Source organism: Prevotella denticola (assembly GCF_900454835.1).
Taxonomy (GTDB): domain Bacteria; phylum Bacteroidota; class Bacteroidia; order Bacteroidales; family Bacteroidaceae; genus Prevotella; species Prevotella denticola.
Map to the genome: position 1 here is coordinate 1,056,769 of NZ_UGTM01000002.1, position 15,394 is coordinate 1,072,162.

Below are 15,394 nucleotides of genomic sequence, written 5' to 3' on the forward strand. Positions count from 1 at the left end.
ACGTGAGCATTTTTTGCTACCGGAACTCTGTGCCGGTCCATTCAAGCTCTTTCGGTTTCAGCAGAGCTGCCACACGCTTTGCATCCTTGGCCGAAAGCAGAGGATAACTCCAGCTTACTGACAATGAGGGTCGGTCGGCCGACAGATGGAAGACCCGCATACGTGGAACTGCCAGGGACTTCAGTTCTGCAAACTCCTCCTCACCCATCGTATCGGGTCTGGAAACCGTCTCCTGACACACGACTACCGCCTTCTTCTCCTGCCAGAGCTGACTGAACAGATGCAGGCTGCTCTCTGCCGCCGGGGCCTCCCACGTCCGGACGAGTGCCAGTGTGGACTTGTCGAGCAGACGGATTTCCAGCCGGCTGCTTCCGCTGAGCCTGACAGAGAGATAACTGTCTGTCATGCGCTCGATGCGCACCGTATCGCCCAAGGCATCTCTGACAGCCGGTTCTGCCTTCATGTCGACATAATCGACCAGTTCCGTACGCTGGCTCCTGCTCAGATAAGGGATGATGCTGTCGGGCATTTCTATCCACACTGTTCGCAGGCTTTGGGCAGAAACACCCAGGCAGCCAGCAAGGAGAATAATAAATATCAATGATTTTCTCATCATGTACTGTAACTTTAGAAAAAGGACCAAATGTACTGTAACTTTAGAAAAAGGACCAAATGTACTGTAACTTTAGAAAGGACCAAATGACAGGTCACAGCAGTTGCGGAAAGTGGCAATGGTGAAGAGCCGCATCCCGTCCTTGTCATACCCGACGACAAAACGTCCGTCTTCATGGTTCATGCCTTCCGTCGTACTGTAAGTCTGCCCGTACTTCTTCCACAAGACACCCATCCGTTCCACGGCTTCCGCATGACTCGCACAGATATCCTTCAGCCTAACAAGCTGAAGCCGGTCGCTGTCGTCAAAAAAGACATTGGCCTCCGAGAATCTCTCCCCATTGAAGACTACATTGCTGAAAACGGCTTTCACGCACGTCTCAGAGACCGGCTGCCCGAAGCGGCGCGTGAACTCTTCCATGGCCTTCTGGCGGCTGACCATGAACTGAATGCCATCGATCGACCGCTGCGCATATGCTGTTGCGGCAAACGAAAGAACGACGGACACCAGTAAAAATCTCTTCATCAACTGGAATTTGATATATGACAGCATCATTTTACTTTCAAGCTCTCTGCAGAAAAAATGCAGACGACCCATAGAGGAGAACCTGTTTCCATCCTGCCGGGTGCAGCCTGCCTCCTCTACTCCATACTGTGCCAGAACCGGTATTGACATACATCCCGTCACACAGATGGACGTATCAGGCACATCAGGAAGCCAGCTGCAAATTTACACAAAAAAGAAAGAAGAAACGAATAAAAAGCGAAAACGTTTTGCCATCTCTGCCTTTTCTTTTACCTTTGCCAGTGGAAACCAAAGACAAAGAAACAGATATGAAATGTCCGGAATGTAACAATGAGGTGAATGAGAAAGAGCAGCAATGTCCCCACTGCGGTGCGCCGCTGCATCACGAGGACAGGGATGACGAACCGACGCTGGGCCGCGGGATGGTCGCCTTCATCATCATCGGAACCGTCTTCCTTGTCGCTTTCGGATTCTTCTATTACAGCCAGCACAAAAACGATCCGGAATACACACAGACCGCCATTGAGCCAGACTCAAATCTGGCCGACAACGACAAAGCGAAGTTCGACACAATAGCAAGGGACACGACAGCAAAAGATTCGACCGACAGTCAGGAAGAGGAGCAGGCTGAAAAGGTTTTCAACAGTATTCGCGGCCGCGACCGTGCGTACCACAAGGTACGCCGTGACGAGTCGTCCGCAGCTGCTCCCGACGACCAGGCCGGGGCTTCCGAAGGGACATCCAGCTCGTCCGGCGACCCACAGCCTATTGCGCCAGCAGCTTCCAAACCACGCGTTGAGACAATTGAAACAGAATAAAGGAAAACAGAATTCACAGGAGAAATGCACATAACATAAAGAGACAAAGGGCAAGGTATGACAAATCTTGCACTGGCATTTACTGACATCCGGGACGGAACCGTTTCCCGAGCTCTATAACCCGAAGGGCTGTTTTCAAGATTCCATACGGTAAGGTTTTATTTACGAACGCAGCTTTCCCATTGTATCATTTTTGCCTTCATGTGCCATCCTCCTTCATTCCACGTCTGTTGTGGAATACTCCATAGAGAATGAGAGCCCTACCCTACCACTTCCAATCTGCAGTGAAAAGTGCCTGCAAGAAATAAGGTAGTGACAGTTGCATAATATTATTCAAACAGTCCCGCCACACCGTCTTTGACACGCTTGAAAAAATTGGTCCAGCTGCTGCTTGAGCCTTTTTTCGGGCTGACAGGCTGTGTGTTCTGCTTGCCCTGTCTGTTCTGCTGGGCAGCCTGTGCGCCACGTGATGCCACAGCCTGCGTCTTCGCTTTCGACGACTGCAGCCCGCTACGTGTCTCTGGGGTATTGTCTTTTCCATCCCTCTCCATCTTTGTCTGCACCGGAAGCCTTCTATTATTCAGGCGTGTATTCACCTTGCGTTCTATTTCCTTCGGCCTGTCCTCCTCGGGCTTCTCCCATTCAGGGATGAACTCATAGCATACGCCGGCAGTACCATATTCCACCTCAGGCATTTCGATTCCCCCAGTCGACTCCGACGGGAATGGAATCTCGGTCTCTTTCGGCACCACCTCGACCTTCACGTATGCCACGCCGCAGGAGAGTGTCCCCAGCTCTCGTGCAGCAGCATATGACAGATCGACGACACGTCCACGGACGAAAGGGCCACGGTCCGTCACACGGACGATGACCGACCTGCCGTTGCGGGGATTCGTCACTCTTAAACGTGTTCCAAAGGGGAGTGTGCGGTGCGCACAGGTAAAACCATTACGGTCGTAACGTTCACCGTTACTCATCCGGCGACCGTGCAGTCCGTTACTGTAATAAGAAGCCTTTCCGCCAGACTGGGCTTGTGCCGTCTGCGTAAGGATACTGATGAACGAGAAAAACGCCATCAGGAGAAGTCTGGTTCTATACATAACAATTGTTCAACACAACCAGCCTTCTCCTGCGGCATCTGTCCTCCTCTCTGCCGTGAAAGACAGGGAGGAGGGAAGAGAAAACCGGTTTCTATTATACGACGCCCTGTGCGAGCATGGCCTTCGCCACCTTCATGAAGCCCGCGATGTTGGCCCCCTTGATATAGTCGATATGACCGTCAGGCTGTTTGCCATACTTCACACACTGCTCGTGAATAGAGCTCATGATGTAATGGAGCTTCTGGTCGACCTCCTCCGGACTCCATGAGAGACGGAGCGAATTCTGCGACATCTCAAGGCCTGATGTAGCCACACCACCTGCATTGACAGCCTTTCCGGGAGCGAAGAGCTGCTTGGCAGCGGTGAACTTGTCGGCAGCCTCTGCGGTGCAGCCCATGTTTGAAACCTCGGCTACGCACAGCGGCTTGCAAGCCAGAATCCTGTCGGCATCCTCGCCGTTCAACTCGTTCTGTGTCGCACATGGCAGATAGATGTCTGCCTTCTGCTCCCAAGGCTTGCGACCCTTGAAGAACTGTGAGCCCGGGAACTTTGTTGCATAAGGCTCGCAGACATCGTTGCCGCTGCTGCGGAGTTCGAGCATGTACTCGATCTTCTCGCCGCTGATGCCAGCAGGATCGTAGATGTAACCGTCAGGACCGCTCAGCGTGATGACCTTCGCACCCAGCTCGGTAGCCTTCTTGGCAGCGCCCCATGCTACGTTTCCGAAACCTGAGAGAGCAACAGTCTTGCCCTTGATGTCGAGACCGTGGGTCTCCATCATCTGGTGAACGAAGTAGAGCGCACCGTAACCCGTTGCCTCCGGACGGAGGATAGAGCCGCCCCATTCTCTGCCCTTGCCTGTGAGCATGCCCTGGAACTGGTGCGTCAGCTTGCGGTACTGACCGAAGAGATAACCGATCTCACGTCCGCCGACACCGATGTCGCCTGCAGGAACATCCTCGTCAGGACCGATGTGGCGGTAAAGCTCGTTCATGAAGGCCTGGCAGAAACGCATGACTTCAGCATCACTCTTGCCGCGCGGTGAGAAATCAGAGCCACCCTTGCCGCCGCCCATAGGCAGTGTGGTAAGTGCATTCTTGAAGGTCTGCTCGAAACCGAGGAACTTCAGGATGCTGAGGTTTACGGATGCGTGGAAACGCAGACCGCCCTTGTACGGACCGATGGCGCCGTTGAACTGTACACGGTAACCGAGGTTCACCTGTACCTTGCCCTGATCATCCACCCATGGCACACGGAAAGTGATGATGCGCTCCGGCTCCACGATGCGTTCGATAATGCTTGCGCGCTCGAACTCCGGGTGCTGGTTGTAGACATCCTTTACAGAAACGAGCACTTCGCGTACTGCCTGCAAATACTCTGACTCTCCTGGATGCTTCTGCTCCAGTGCCTGCATGATTTTTTCGACTTCCATAGTAAATTGACTTTTTTATTTGTTTATGTTAGGTAGTTTCATCCAGTTCAGAATGATACGGCAAATATATCCAAATTCTGTCAAACCACCAAATGAAAATCGAAAAAATTTAATTTTCCACTGGCTTCTCGGCTGCCGCCATGATTACCAGGGAAAGATGCCGGCGTGCAAAGTAATAAAAAATATATCATTTATGTAGCGAAAAGATAGGATGTCTTGTATTTATTTCGTATTTTTGTCGAAAATTAAGTTTTCAGCGATGAGTGAGCAGATTCCCCCACAATGGAGCAATTTTTATCTGAAAGATGTCAGTTTTGTCAATCTGATGATGCGCCGTATCTACAACGTCCTGATTGTAGCCAACCCTTACGATGCCTTCATGCTCGAGGACGACGGACGTGTGGAAGAGAAAATCTACAACGAGTACATGGAACTGGGGCTGCGCTATCCACCTACCTTCACGCAGGTCTCGACAACCGAAGAGGCTGCCAAAGTACTCAGCACGGTAGACATCGACCTGGTCATCTGCATGCCGGGCAATGCCGACAATGACGCCTTCGACGTGGCGAGAGCCGTGAAAGCGGAGTTCCCCGGCATCCACTGTGTGGTGCTGACACCTTTCTCCCACGGCATCACGCAGCGCATCCAGCATGAGGACCTGAGCATCTTCGACTATGTTTTCTGCTGGCTGGGCAATACCAACCTCATCCTGTCCATCATCAAGCTGATGGAGGACAAAATGAACATCGACCATGACATCCGCGAGGTGGGCGTACAGATGATTCTGCTTGTAGAGGACTCCATCCGCTTCTATTCCTCCATCCTGCCGAACCTGTACGGCTATATCCTCACGCAAAGCCGGAACTTCGCCACGGAAGCCCTCACCCGACACGATGCCTCGCTGCGCCAGCGCGGCCGTCCGAAAGTCGTCCTGGCACGCACCTACGACGAAGCATGGGAGATATACCAACGCTACAAGGACAACTGCCTGGGCGTCATCTCCGACGTGAGGTTCCCTATTAATAATAATGTGGAACAGAAGGAAAAGACTTCAGCGAAAGACCCGGAAGCCGGACTGAAGCTGCTCCGTGCCATCCGAAAGGAAGACGAATACCTGCCCCTGATCATAGAGAGCTCGGAGGGCGACAACCGGAAGAAGGCGGAAGCGGAAGGCTTCCGATTCGTAGACAAGAACTCGAAGAAGATGAGCGTGGACCTCCGCCACCTGCTCGAAGAGCACATGGGTTTCGGAGATTTCATCTTCCGCAACCCGACGACACACGAGGAGGTAATGCGCATCTGCAGCCTAAAGGAGCTGCAGGACAACATCTTCCAGATTCCACGCGACTCCATGCTCTATCACATCTCACGCAACCACGTGAGCCGCTGGCTCTCCGCCCGCGCCATTTTCCCGGTATCTTCTTTCCTGAAAGGCATCACCTGGCATAAGCTGCAGGACGTGGACATGCACCGGCAGATCATCTTCGATGCCATCGTCGCCTACCGGCGGATGCGCAACGTGGGCGTCGTCGCCCTGTTCGACCGTCATAAGTTCGACCGCTATGCCCATTTCGCCCGCATCGGCGACGGTTCGCTGGGCGGGAAAGGACGCGGACTGGCCTTCCTCGACAATGTCATCAAACGGCATCCCGACTTCAACAGATTCCCGAACGCAACGGTGCAGATTCCGAAGACGGTCGTCCTCTGTACGGATGTCTTCGACAGCTTCATGGAGCAGAACAACCTCTACCAGATCGCCCTCAGCGATGCCCCCGACGACGAGATTCTCCATGCTTTCCTGCACGCCCAGCTGCCCGATGCGTTCATCCCCGACTTCTTCGCATTCTTCGAGGCAACACACTCGCCGATTGCCGTGCGGTCGAGTTCGCTGCTGGAAGACAGCCACTATCAGCCTTTCGCCGGCATTTACTCCACCTATATGATACCCTGTCTGGAAGACAAGTACGAGATGCTGCGGATGCTGGCGTGTGCCGTCAAGGCGGTCTATGCCTCCGTCTACTACCGCGACTCCAAGGCCTACATGACTGCCACGAGCAACGTCATCGACCAGGAGAAGATGGCGGTCATTCTCCAGCAGGTGACAGGCAAGGACTACGGCGGCCGTTTCTACCCGAACATCTCGGGTGTCCTCCGCTCCCTGAACTACTATCCCATCGGGGAAGAGAAGGCCGAAGAGGGCATCGCCTCCCTGGCGCTTGGCCTGGGAAAATACATCGTCGACGGCGGCCAGACCCTGCGCGTCTGTCCGTTCCATCCGCACCAGGTGTTGCAGATGAGCGAGCTGAAGATGGCCTTGCGTGAAACCCAGACGCAGTTCTATGCTCTCGATATGCAGCACGTAGGCGAAGACTTCAAGGTGGACGACGGCTTTAACATTCTCAAGTTGCAGGTGAAAGAGGCTGAGGCAGATGGCAGCCTGCAGTACATCGCCTCCACCTATTCGCCCGACGACCAGGCCATCTACGACGGAGCCTACGAAGAAGGGCGCAAGATTGTTTCCTTCTGCGGCGTACTGAAACAGGAGGTCTTCCCCCTCCCCGAACTGCTCCAGATGGCGATGCGATACGGGGCGGAAGCCATGCGCCGGCCGGTGGAAATCGAGTTCGCCGTCAATCTGAACAGCGACAGGACGGGGGAGCTCTACCTTCTCCAGATCCGCCCTATCGTCGATACGAAACAGATGCTGGAGGAAGACCTTGCTTCCATTCCAGACGAACGGTGTCTGCTCAGGAGCCATAACTCCCTCGGACATGGCATTTCGGACGACGTGACGGATGTCGTCTATGTGAAGACGGACACCTCCTTTACCGCAAAGGACAACCCGGCCATCGCCGACGAAATCGAACAGATCAACCGCAGGTTCCTCGATGCCGGCCGCAACTATGTACTCATCGGTCCGGGCCGCTGGGGATCGAGCGATTCCTGGCTGGGTATTCCCGTGAAGTGGCCGCATATCTCCGCAGCGCGAGTTATCGTCGAAGAAGGGCTGGAGCACTACCGTGTAGACCCGAGCCAGGGAACACACTTCTTCCAGAACCTCACCTCCTTCGGTGTGGGCTACTTCACCATCAATCCCTACAAACACGACGGCTTTTACCAGCGCAGTGTCCTCGATGCCCTGCCTGCCGTAGACGAGACAGCCCACGTCCGCCACGTCCGCTTTCCCCGCCCGCTGAAGATCATGATGGACGGCAAGAAACAGGAAGGTGTAGTGCTGATGCCTGGTATCTGATAGTCACCTTGCCAAAAGGGCCTCACTTGGCATTCAAGTAAGGCCTACTTGGGCTTCAATCGGGCGTTACTTGAAGCGCAACTAAGCACCTTCTGGAAGCATGATTATAGTATACTGGTTTTCAGATGGTTAAGGACGGATGGAATCAGGATGCTGCCCTCATGATTTTCTGTACTCTGGAAAAGACCTGAAAACTGCCGGGAGTTGATCGTTGAGGATTAAATGATTGTCCGATTTTCCGTATGGGCCCAAGAAGAACAGACAATCTATCTGAACCCATCAGATAAAAGCAGGTCTCCCTGCTTGAAGGAAATCCGTCGGACAAAAATCTGTCTTTTCTTCTCTTTCCTGAAAAGCCAATGGGGCCTGGAGGTTGTGTGACTGAAACAGCCTGACAAAGCGGGAACAATCCCGGACCGGCTGCTTGTCAGGAAAAAATAGTGTTTAAAATTGTTGTTTTTCAATTTTATTTGTATATTTGCAGTTATATTAATTTTTTGATCATATTTTTGAAACATAACTATGGCGCAAACGGATAATCATCTTGTCATCATGGCGGGAGGAGTAGGCAGCAGGTTCTGGCCGATGAGCACAACAGACCGTCCCAAGCAGTTCATCGATGTCCTGGGAGTGGGCAAGTCACTCATACAGCTGACGTACACCCGCTTCGCAGATGTCATTTCCTCGGAAAATGTATGGGTCGTCACGAACCAGAAATACGTAGAACTGGTACATGAGCAGCTGCCGGATATCCCTGTAAGCCACATCCTGAGCGAACCCTGCCGCCGCAACACCGCCCCCTGTGTGGCGTATGTCAGCTGGCGTATCAAGAAGGAGAACCCCAAGGCGAACATCGTCGTGTCGCCGAGCGACCATATCGTGACCGACGAAACAGAATTCAGGAGGGTCGTAAGGAACTGCCTGAAGTTCACGGCAGAGACCGATGCCATCGTCACCCTGGGCATGAAGCCGACACGTCCGGAAACGGGCTACGGATATATTCAGGCCGACCTCTCCACCGCTTCCGCCCGGAACAGGGAGATTTTCCGTGTCGACCAGTTCCGTGAGAAACCCGACCTGGAGACGGCCGAACGTTACATAAAACAGAACAACTTCTTCTGGAATGCGGGCATCTTCATCTGGAGTGCCTCTACCATCGTCAATGCCTTCCGCATCTACCAGCCCGGCGTGGCCCGTATCTTCGAGCGCATCATGGATGTCCTGGGGACGGACGACGAACAGCGTGTGATCGATGAGGTCTACCCGGAATGCGAAAACATATCGGTCGACTATGCCATCATGGAGAAGGCAGAGGAAATCTTCGTCTGTCCTGCCGACTTCGGCTGGAGCGATTTAGGCACATGGGGGTCGCTGCTTGCACAGACACAGCATGACATCTACGGCAACACGGTGATAGGTAAAGACGTGCGCCTCTTTGACAGCAGGAACTGCATCGTACACACGACAGAGGAACAAAAGGTTGTCATCCAGGGACTTGACGGATACATTGTCGCCGAACAGAACGGTAAACTGCTCATCTGCCGTCTCTCAGAGGAACAGCGACTGAAACAGTTTACAGGGGAAGGATAAAGCCTTCATGAGTCAGACTCACACACCAGAAACATAAAGGCATAGTCTGAAAAATCCACGTTGGTCTGTCGTTGATATGGACATTGTCAACTCTTTGTGCCTTTTTGTCTTTCATGCGGCATCTTTCCGCTTTCTTTTTCAATCGCATAGCCCCGCTATGATTTTTCAAGAAGAAAACAGAATCTGATCGGCTAAAAGACAAAAGACATCAAAGGGGATTTCCAGGACCTGCCTAAAACGAAAGGGGAAGTAAACCTGCCTGAAGACCGGACTGTAAAGGATAGACAGATGTGCAACATCCAAATCAAACACAAAGCCCCCTAAAGGCTTGATCATTGCAGAACAGTTACTTATGGATTATAAATCAAGGTTGTTTCTTCTCTCTATCTTCATACCGCACTTCCTCTTTTCACAGGTTCCACAGCTTGTGCGGGTCAATCCACAGCATTATTTCCAGCGCACGGTACCGAAAGGGAACTACAGCGGGCTGACCTGGCTGGGCGGCGACCGTTATGCTGTCGTCTCCGACAAAGCACCGCAGAGCGGATTTTTCATCTTCCATATACAGACGGATGCCGTCAGCGGAGACCTTACCGGTGTCCGGACAGAGAGGTTCTGCTCGTCCGGAGAGACAAACCATGACGAGGAAGGCATCGCCTTCTTTCCGAAAGACAGTACGCTGCTGATCTCACGCGAGGCAGACAACAGAATCCTGGAGTACGGAATGGATGGGAAACTGACGGGTAGGGAGCTTTCTGTCCCCGCCGTCTTCGCCTGTGCCACATCGCGCTACGGTTTTGAATCCCTGACCTACAACGCTGTGACGCACCGTTTCTGGACGACCTCTGAAAGCACACTGGCGACAGACGGGAAACAGGCTGATGCCAGAAACCAAATAGGAAACAGGCTCCGGCTGCAGAGCTTTGACGACAATTTCCAGCCCAGAGACCAGTATGCCTATCTGATGGAGACACCGGAGCACCATTCCTCCGTCTCGAATTATGCAATGGGCGTACCGGCCATGGCGGCTCTGGACGACGGCCGTCTGCTTGTCCTGGAACGTGAGTTCCTGGTGACACCGGACAAGTTCGGCTCGTTTGTCATCAACAGACTCTTCTGCGTGAATCCGGCATTGTCCACACCGGTCAGCCCGGAAAGAAGGCTTGGTACCGACAGCCCTTATCTGAAGAAGAGGCTGCTTGCAGCGTGGAAGACAACCCTTACCCTGTTCCGGCAGAACCTTGCCAACTACGAGGGAATGTGCCTCGGACCGTACCTTGCAGACGGAAGCCGGGTCGTCGTGCTATGCGCCGACAGTCAGGACCAGTACGGCGGCATCCTGCGCGACTGGTTCCGGACCGTCGTTATCCGCTGATGCCATGCCGGCCGGAGAATAGCATCTGGCGACACCCGGCAATACAATTATCCGGTCGGAAGGAGTTATATCCATTTTGTTACCTTTGTAGACGATAGTTTGAAAAGGCTTCCCATCGGGCAGACAAAACGACAGTAAGGACGTGGGACGAAGAAAGACAGCAGAAGAAAAAGCACTGCCATCAGAAGCACCGTCCATGTAGCCGACTGGAAGATGAATGCCACGAAGAGTTCGTAGTTCATCCACTGTGACCAGACACCGGCAAGCATAAGCCCCATCAGCACCCAGAACAGGAGCTTGCGGAAACGATCAAGACACTGCACGGTCCGCCTGTCCATTTTCCACTTCCGATGGTATGCCATCCCTGCCAGCTCCTGTGCCGATCCCAGAGGACATACATGGGTGCAGTAGTAATTCTTCCGGCCGAATAGAGGATAAACAAACGCCGTGACAAGCATCACTATCGGAATCAGGGAAACCCATACACTGATGCCGCCTGACATGAAACCGATGATGACCGACCAGGAGATGAATGTTCCGCACCAAAGACCGAGAACGGAGAAATTCAGCAGGAGCTGGAACACTCGATACCGTCTGTTCTTCACAAATAACGGAATGATGGCAGCCATGAGGACAACGACCAGACCGATGATGCTCTTTGCGCGGAGATCCAGCTTGTCGAAGAAAGAGGCCTCCCGGACATTTCTGGACGCATAGCGCAGACCCGCCTGCATATTACCGATAATGCCGCGCGAAGAATAAGTCGCACCGCTCACGCCGTCTACTTTCATTGCCAGAGCCTGTTCGGGGGTCTTTCCGTTCCACCGGCTCAACAAGACACTGGCTTCCTGGAAAAAGTCGGGACTCTCCGAATTGTGCAGTGCCTTCACCTGCTGCACCCTGCCCTTCTTCAGGTAGATTTCCAAAGGGACAGGGCCGCCAAAACCTTTCACACCCTTTGCCAGACCGGCAGTGCTGATGACGACCGTCCCGTCATCCAGTACCCGGAGTGTATCGGCCTGATTCCTGGCAGCCGATTTTGCCGTATCGGACAGGGGGATGCCCCATAGTCTGCCGTCACGCTGGACAGCCGCCACCGCAATGACCAACAGGCAGGCTGCAAGAATAAAAAACTGCTGTAATCTCTTCATAAACATGAGATCCTATTATAATAAGGTGTGCAAAAATACGAATAAATAACGAAAACAACTCATTGCCAAGTATGTATAACTTTGCTTATTCATACTTTCAAATAATTAACATCATTTTATCAGATTTTATTTTGCAGCTTCATTTCTTTTCTCTATATTTGCACACAGACTTGAACCTAAGCCAATTCAGATATCCATCACGGAGCCAAAAGAAGAACCAATTTCAAACACCTAAACAAATATGACAAACAAAAGAACCTGCCTGTATGACAGACACGTCGAATCAGGCGCACTGATGACTCCATTTGCCGGTTTCGACATGCCTATCCAATATACCGGAATCATCGAAGAACATAATGCCGTACGAGAGCACTGCGGTGTCTTTGACGTCTCCCACATGGGGGAAGTAATCGTTTCGGGACCAGATGCCGACAGATACATCAACCACATATTTACGAACGACGTGACGGGACTGCCGGCAGGAAAAGTACTCTATGGCATGCTCTGTTATCCGGATGGAGGTGTCGTGGACGACACGTGCATCTGCAAGCTCGACGAGCGGCTTTACCTCATGACCATCAACGCTGCCAACATCGACAAGGACATGGCATGGATCAGACAGAATGCTGAGGGGTTCGATGTCATCATCGAAAACAAGAGTGATGCTTACGGACAGCTGGCCGTACAGGGGCCGGAAGCCGAGGAGAAGATGGAAAACGTACTCGGACTTGCCTGCAAGGAGCTGAAATTCTACGAAGTGAAACGACTGGAGAAAGACGGTGAGGAAGTCATTGTCTCCCGCACCGGATATACCGGTGAGGACGGATTTGAGGTCTATGGAACACCGGGATATATCATCAAGGCATGGGACAAGCTCATGGAAGCCGGGGTAAAACCTTGCGGACTGGGCTGTCGCGACACACTGCGCTTTGAGGTCGGACTGCCGCTCTATGGCGATGAACTTTCCGACAAGATCTCGCCTGTCATGGCAGGATTGTCAATGTTCGTGAAGTTCGACAAGGAAGAGTTCATCGGCAAGGAGGCCCTCCTGCGCCAGAAGACGGAAGGGGTTTCCCAGCGTCTGCGCGGCATAGAACTGGAGGGGAACGCCATTCCACGCCATGGATACAAGGTTCTCAAGGACGGCAAGGAGGTTGGCGAGGTCACCACCGGTTACCGTCTCATCTCAACAGAAAAGAGCTGTGCCGTAGCATTGGTGGATGCTTCCATCAAGATGGGAGACAGAGTTGAAATTCAAATCCGCAAGAAGACCTTCCCCGGTACCGTTGTCAAAAAGAAATTCTACGAGAAGCATTACAAGAAGTAAATTTCCCTCATGATTGTTTTTTACAGCCTATAAATGCTATAATCGCTTATCACCGTTTATAATCAGCCGTAACCGTTTATAATTGTCTTATAATCGCCTATAAACGTTTATGGCAGCTATACATTATAAACCCAAACAAAAATAATTCTAAAAAGAAAAATATTATGGCAAAAGTTATTGAAGGACTCTACTATTCAGAGTCACACGAATTTGTTAAAATTGCCGGCAGCGTTGGTTACATCGGCATCACCGACTACGCACAGCATGCCTTGGGAAACATTGTCTATGTTGATATGCCAGAGGTTGACGATGATATCGAAATAAACGAAGACTTCGGTGCTATCGAGAGTGTCAAGGCCGCCTCCGACCTCAAGTCTCCCGTCTCCGGAAAAGTCATCGAAGTCAACGAGGCTCTGGAAGACGAACCGGGTCTTCTCAACAAGGATGCATTCGAGAACTGGATCATCAAGGTTGAACTTACCGACACTTCCGAGCTTAAGGATCTTATGGATGCAAAGGCATACGAGGAATTCTGCGCTGAATAAAGCGTCACGGTCTTACAGGGTGTTCCACAGTGTACATGAAGCTCTCTTCAGAAGATTATCTTGACCCATAGGATCCAGCAGGATGTCACCCGAACGTCAACAGGATACCAACAGGACACCCGCAGGGCATCGGAAGAACACCACGGGCCACGGAATGAGACAGGAGTTCAGAATCTCTACAGGTATTGATAGGCGTTTTCGCAAACGCCTATCAACACTCATCATGCCTTCCAGCTCCATCAACACCTATCAAGGCCTATCAACGCCCATCAAGGCCTATCATCGCCTATCATCGCCTACAACTAACCTAAACCATCTTTAAGTAAAATGAACCATAAGTTTTTACCTCACACAAGCGAGGACATACTGCAGATGCTTGACCGCATCGGCATAAAGGATCTTGACGGTCTCTATGCCGAAGTGCCTGAAAGCATCCGCTTCAAAGAAGAGTATGAACTTCCGGAAGCAATGAGCGAACTGGAAATACGTGCGTTCTTCGAGAAACTCGGACGGAAGAACAACCTGCTGACCTGCTTTGCCGGAGGCGGCGTATATGACCACTACGCACCGAGCGTCATCCCCAGCTTACTGGGCCGGTCAGAGTTCCTCACCTCCTACACTCCCTACCAGGCAGAAATATCACAGGGAACACTTCATTATATCTTCGAGTTCCAGAGTATGATTGCAGAACTCACAGGCATGGACATTGCCAATGCCTCGATGTACGAAGGGACAACTGCCACTGCGGAAGCCATGATGGTGGCTTTCCACAATGCCAAGAAAGCTGACACCGTACTGTATTCTGATACGCTTTCCGAAAACATCATCGGTGTACTTAAAACTTATGCACACTTCCACGGAGTAACACTCAAAGCTGTAAAGTCCGCTGAAGGCGTAACTTCGCATGAGGACCTGAAGAAACAGATGGAGAACGGGGGAGTAGCCGGCGTCATCGTCCAGCAGCCTAACCGATACGGTATCATCGAAGACTTCACAGGCTTTGCCGAAACCTGCCATGACAGAAAAGCACTGTTTATCGTCAATAGCGTCGCTTCCGACCTCGCTCTTCTGAAGACCCCGGGAGAATGGGGGGCAGACCTTGCCGTAGGCGACGTACAGAGCCTCGGACTGCCTATGGCATTCGGAGGTCCATACGCCGGCTATATGTGTTCGACCGAAAAGCTCATGCGCAAGCTCCCTGGACGCATTGTCGGAAAAACGCATGACAACCGCGGACAGCGTGTGTTCGTTCTGACCCTACAGGCACGTGAGCAGCATATTCGCCGACAGAAAGCCACTTCCAACATCTGTTCCAACCAGAGCCTGATGGCACTTTACGCAACTATCTACATGAGCATCATGGGCAAGGAAGGCGTGAAGGAAGCTGCCCAGACCAGTTACGACGGTGCACATTACCTCTGTGAGCAGCTTGTCGGCACAGAAAAGGCAAGGCTCGTTTATGACAAACCGTTCTTCAATGAATTTCTCGTCCAGATAAAGAATCGCAACGCTTTCTTCGACAAGGCCGTCAGAAACGGAATCCTCCCTGGCATCAAGATAGATGATGACAAACTTCTCTTGGCCGTTACGGAGAAACGCACGAAAGAAGAGATTGACACACTGGTAGGATTATTATAGCCAACCCACGTTTTTCTAAATCTAAAC

12 protein-coding genes are annotated in these 15,394 nt (G+C 52.1%); 7 read left to right on the forward strand and 5 right to left on the reverse strand.

The features are described from left to right. Window positions 1–16 precede the first annotated feature (16 nt). Both DYH27_RS12540 and DYH27_RS12545 read right to left on the reverse strand, forming a co-directional pair. Window positions 17–616, reverse strand: coding sequence for a DUF3256 family protein (locus DYH27_RS12540; protein ID WP_317047482.1), 600 nt, complete (start codon window positions 614–616; stop codon window positions 17–19). Between the two features lie 69 nt (window positions 617–685). After that, window positions 686–1,138: a hypothetical protein gene (locus DYH27_RS12545; protein WP_025067522.1), complete on the reverse strand. Its 453-nt coding sequence runs from the start codon at window positions 1,136–1,138 to the stop codon at window positions 686–688. 308 nt (window positions 1,139–1,446) lie between these two features. On the opposite strand from DYH27_RS12545, the gene DYH27_RS12555 reads away from it, so the two are divergent. Next, window positions 1,447–1,956, forward strand: a complete 510-nt coding sequence (locus tag DYH27_RS12555) for a zinc-ribbon domain-containing protein (RefSeq protein WP_025067523.1) — start codon at window positions 1,447–1,449, stop codon at window positions 1,954–1,956. Window positions 1,957–2,285: 329 nt separating this feature from the next. On the opposite strand, the gene DYH27_RS12560 is transcribed toward DYH27_RS12555, so the two are convergent. Together DYH27_RS12560 and gdhA are read right to left on the reverse strand one after the other, a co-directional pair. Next, window positions 2,286–3,056: a septal ring lytic transglycosylase RlpA family protein gene (locus DYH27_RS12560; RefSeq protein WP_029216407.1), complete on the reverse strand. Its 771-nt coding sequence runs from the start codon at window positions 3,054–3,056 to the stop codon at window positions 2,286–2,288. Window positions 3,057–3,150: 94 nt separating this feature from the next. Then, entirely contained in the window at window positions 3,151–4,488 is a 1,338-nt protein-coding gene (gene gdhA / locus DYH27_RS12565) for an NADP-specific glutamate dehydrogenase (RefSeq protein ID WP_004353799.1), read from the reverse strand. Window positions 4,489–4,747: 259 nt separating this feature from the next. Between gdhA and DYH27_RS12570 the strand changes: the two genes are divergently transcribed. The 3 genes from DYH27_RS12570 to DYH27_RS12585 all read left to right on the forward strand — a co-directional run bounded on the left by DYH27_RS12570 (window position 4,748) and on the right by DYH27_RS12585 (window position 10,706). Continuing rightward, window positions 4,748–7,741 (forward strand): PEP/pyruvate-binding domain-containing protein, encoded by a 2,994-nt coding sequence (locus tag DYH27_RS12570; RefSeq protein ID WP_029216406.1) that lies wholly within the window; start codon window positions 4,748–4,750, stop codon window positions 7,739–7,741. A 522-nt stretch (window positions 7,742–8,263) separates the two neighbouring features. Continuing rightward, window positions 8,264–9,331 (forward strand): mannose-1-phosphate guanylyltransferase, encoded by a 1,068-nt coding sequence (locus tag DYH27_RS12580; RefSeq protein ID WP_004353838.1) that lies wholly within the window; start codon window positions 8,264–8,266, stop codon window positions 9,329–9,331. Window positions 9,332–9,683: 352 nt separating this feature from the next. Then, window positions 9,684–10,706 carry an esterase-like activity of phytase family protein gene (locus DYH27_RS12585; RefSeq protein ID WP_029216405.1) on the forward strand — a complete coding sequence of 341 codons (1,023 nt, stop codon included), beginning with the start codon at window positions 9,684–9,686 and terminating at the stop codon, window positions 10,704–10,706. Between the two features lie 65 nt (window positions 10,707–10,771). On the opposite strand, the gene DYH27_RS12590 is transcribed toward DYH27_RS12585, so the two are convergent. Further along, window positions 10,772–11,857: an FMN-binding protein gene (locus DYH27_RS12590; protein ID WP_025067525.1), complete on the reverse strand. Its 1,086-nt coding sequence runs from the start codon at window positions 11,855–11,857 to the stop codon at window positions 10,772–10,774. Between the two features lie 241 nt (window positions 11,858–12,098). On the opposite strand from DYH27_RS12590, the gene gcvT reads away from it, so the two are divergent. From gcvT to gcvPA, 3 genes are all read left to right on the forward strand, one after another. After that, on the forward strand, window positions 12,099–13,184 hold the full coding sequence (gcvT, locus tag DYH27_RS12595; protein WP_025067526.1) for a glycine cleavage system aminomethyltransferase GcvT: 1,086 nt from the start codon (window positions 12,099–12,101) through the stop codon (window positions 13,182–13,184). 164 nt (window positions 13,185–13,348) lie between these two features. Next, the gene (gcvH, locus tag DYH27_RS12600; RefSeq protein ID WP_013671990.1) at window positions 13,349–13,729 is read left to right on the forward strand and encodes a glycine cleavage system protein GcvH; all 381 of its coding nucleotides are present in this window, start codon (window positions 13,349–13,351) and stop codon (window positions 13,727–13,729) included. A 327-nt stretch (window positions 13,730–14,056) separates the two neighbouring features. Then, the gene (gene gcvPA / locus DYH27_RS12605; RefSeq protein ID WP_025067527.1) at window positions 14,057–15,367 is read left to right on the forward strand and encodes an aminomethyl-transferring glycine dehydrogenase subunit GcvPA; all 1,311 of its coding nucleotides are present in this window, start codon (window positions 14,057–14,059) and stop codon (window positions 15,365–15,367) included. Window positions 15,368–15,394 lie beyond the last annotated feature (27 nt).

Excerpts from the sequence above, each read along its gene's own strand:
- DYH27_RS12540 (WP_317047482.1), bottom strand. The coding sequence starts at position 616 with ATGATGAGAAAATCATTGATATTTATTATTCTCCTTGCTGGCTGCCTG.
- DYH27_RS12545 (WP_025067522.1), bottom strand. The coding sequence starts at position 1,138 with ATGAAGAGATTTTTACTGGTGTCCGTCGTTCTTTCGTTTGCCGCAACA.
- DYH27_RS12555 (WP_025067523.1), top strand. The coding sequence starts at position 1,447 with ATGAAATGTCCGGAATGTAACAATGAGGTGAATGAGAAAGAGCAGCAA.
- DYH27_RS12560 (WP_029216407.1), bottom strand. The coding sequence starts at position 3,056 with ATGTATAGAACCAGACTTCTCCTGATGGCGTTTTTCTCGTTCATCAGT.
- gdhA (WP_004353799.1), bottom strand. The coding sequence starts at position 4,488 with ATGGAAGTCGAAAAAATCATGCAGGCACTGGAGCAGAAGCATCCAGGA.
- DYH27_RS12570 (WP_029216406.1), top strand. The coding sequence starts at position 4,748 with ATGAGTGAGCAGATTCCCCCACAATGGAGCAATTTTTATCTGAAAGAT.
- DYH27_RS12580 (WP_004353838.1), top strand. The coding sequence starts at position 8,264 with ATGGCGCAAACGGATAATCATCTTGTCATCATGGCGGGAGGAGTAGGC.
- DYH27_RS12585 (WP_029216405.1), top strand. The coding sequence starts at position 9,684 with ATGGATTATAAATCAAGGTTGTTTCTTCTCTCTATCTTCATACCGCAC.
- DYH27_RS12590 (WP_025067525.1), bottom strand. The coding sequence starts at position 11,857 with ATGAAGAGATTACAGCAGTTTTTTATTCTTGCAGCCTGCCTGTTGGTC.
- gcvT (WP_025067526.1), top strand. The coding sequence starts at position 12,099 with ATGACAAACAAAAGAACCTGCCTGTATGACAGACACGTCGAATCAGGC.
- gcvH (WP_013671990.1), top strand. The coding sequence starts at position 13,349 with ATGGCAAAAGTTATTGAAGGACTCTACTATTCAGAGTCACACGAATTT.
- gcvPA (WP_025067527.1), top strand. The coding sequence starts at position 14,057 with ATGAACCATAAGTTTTTACCTCACACAAGCGAGGACATACTGCAGATG.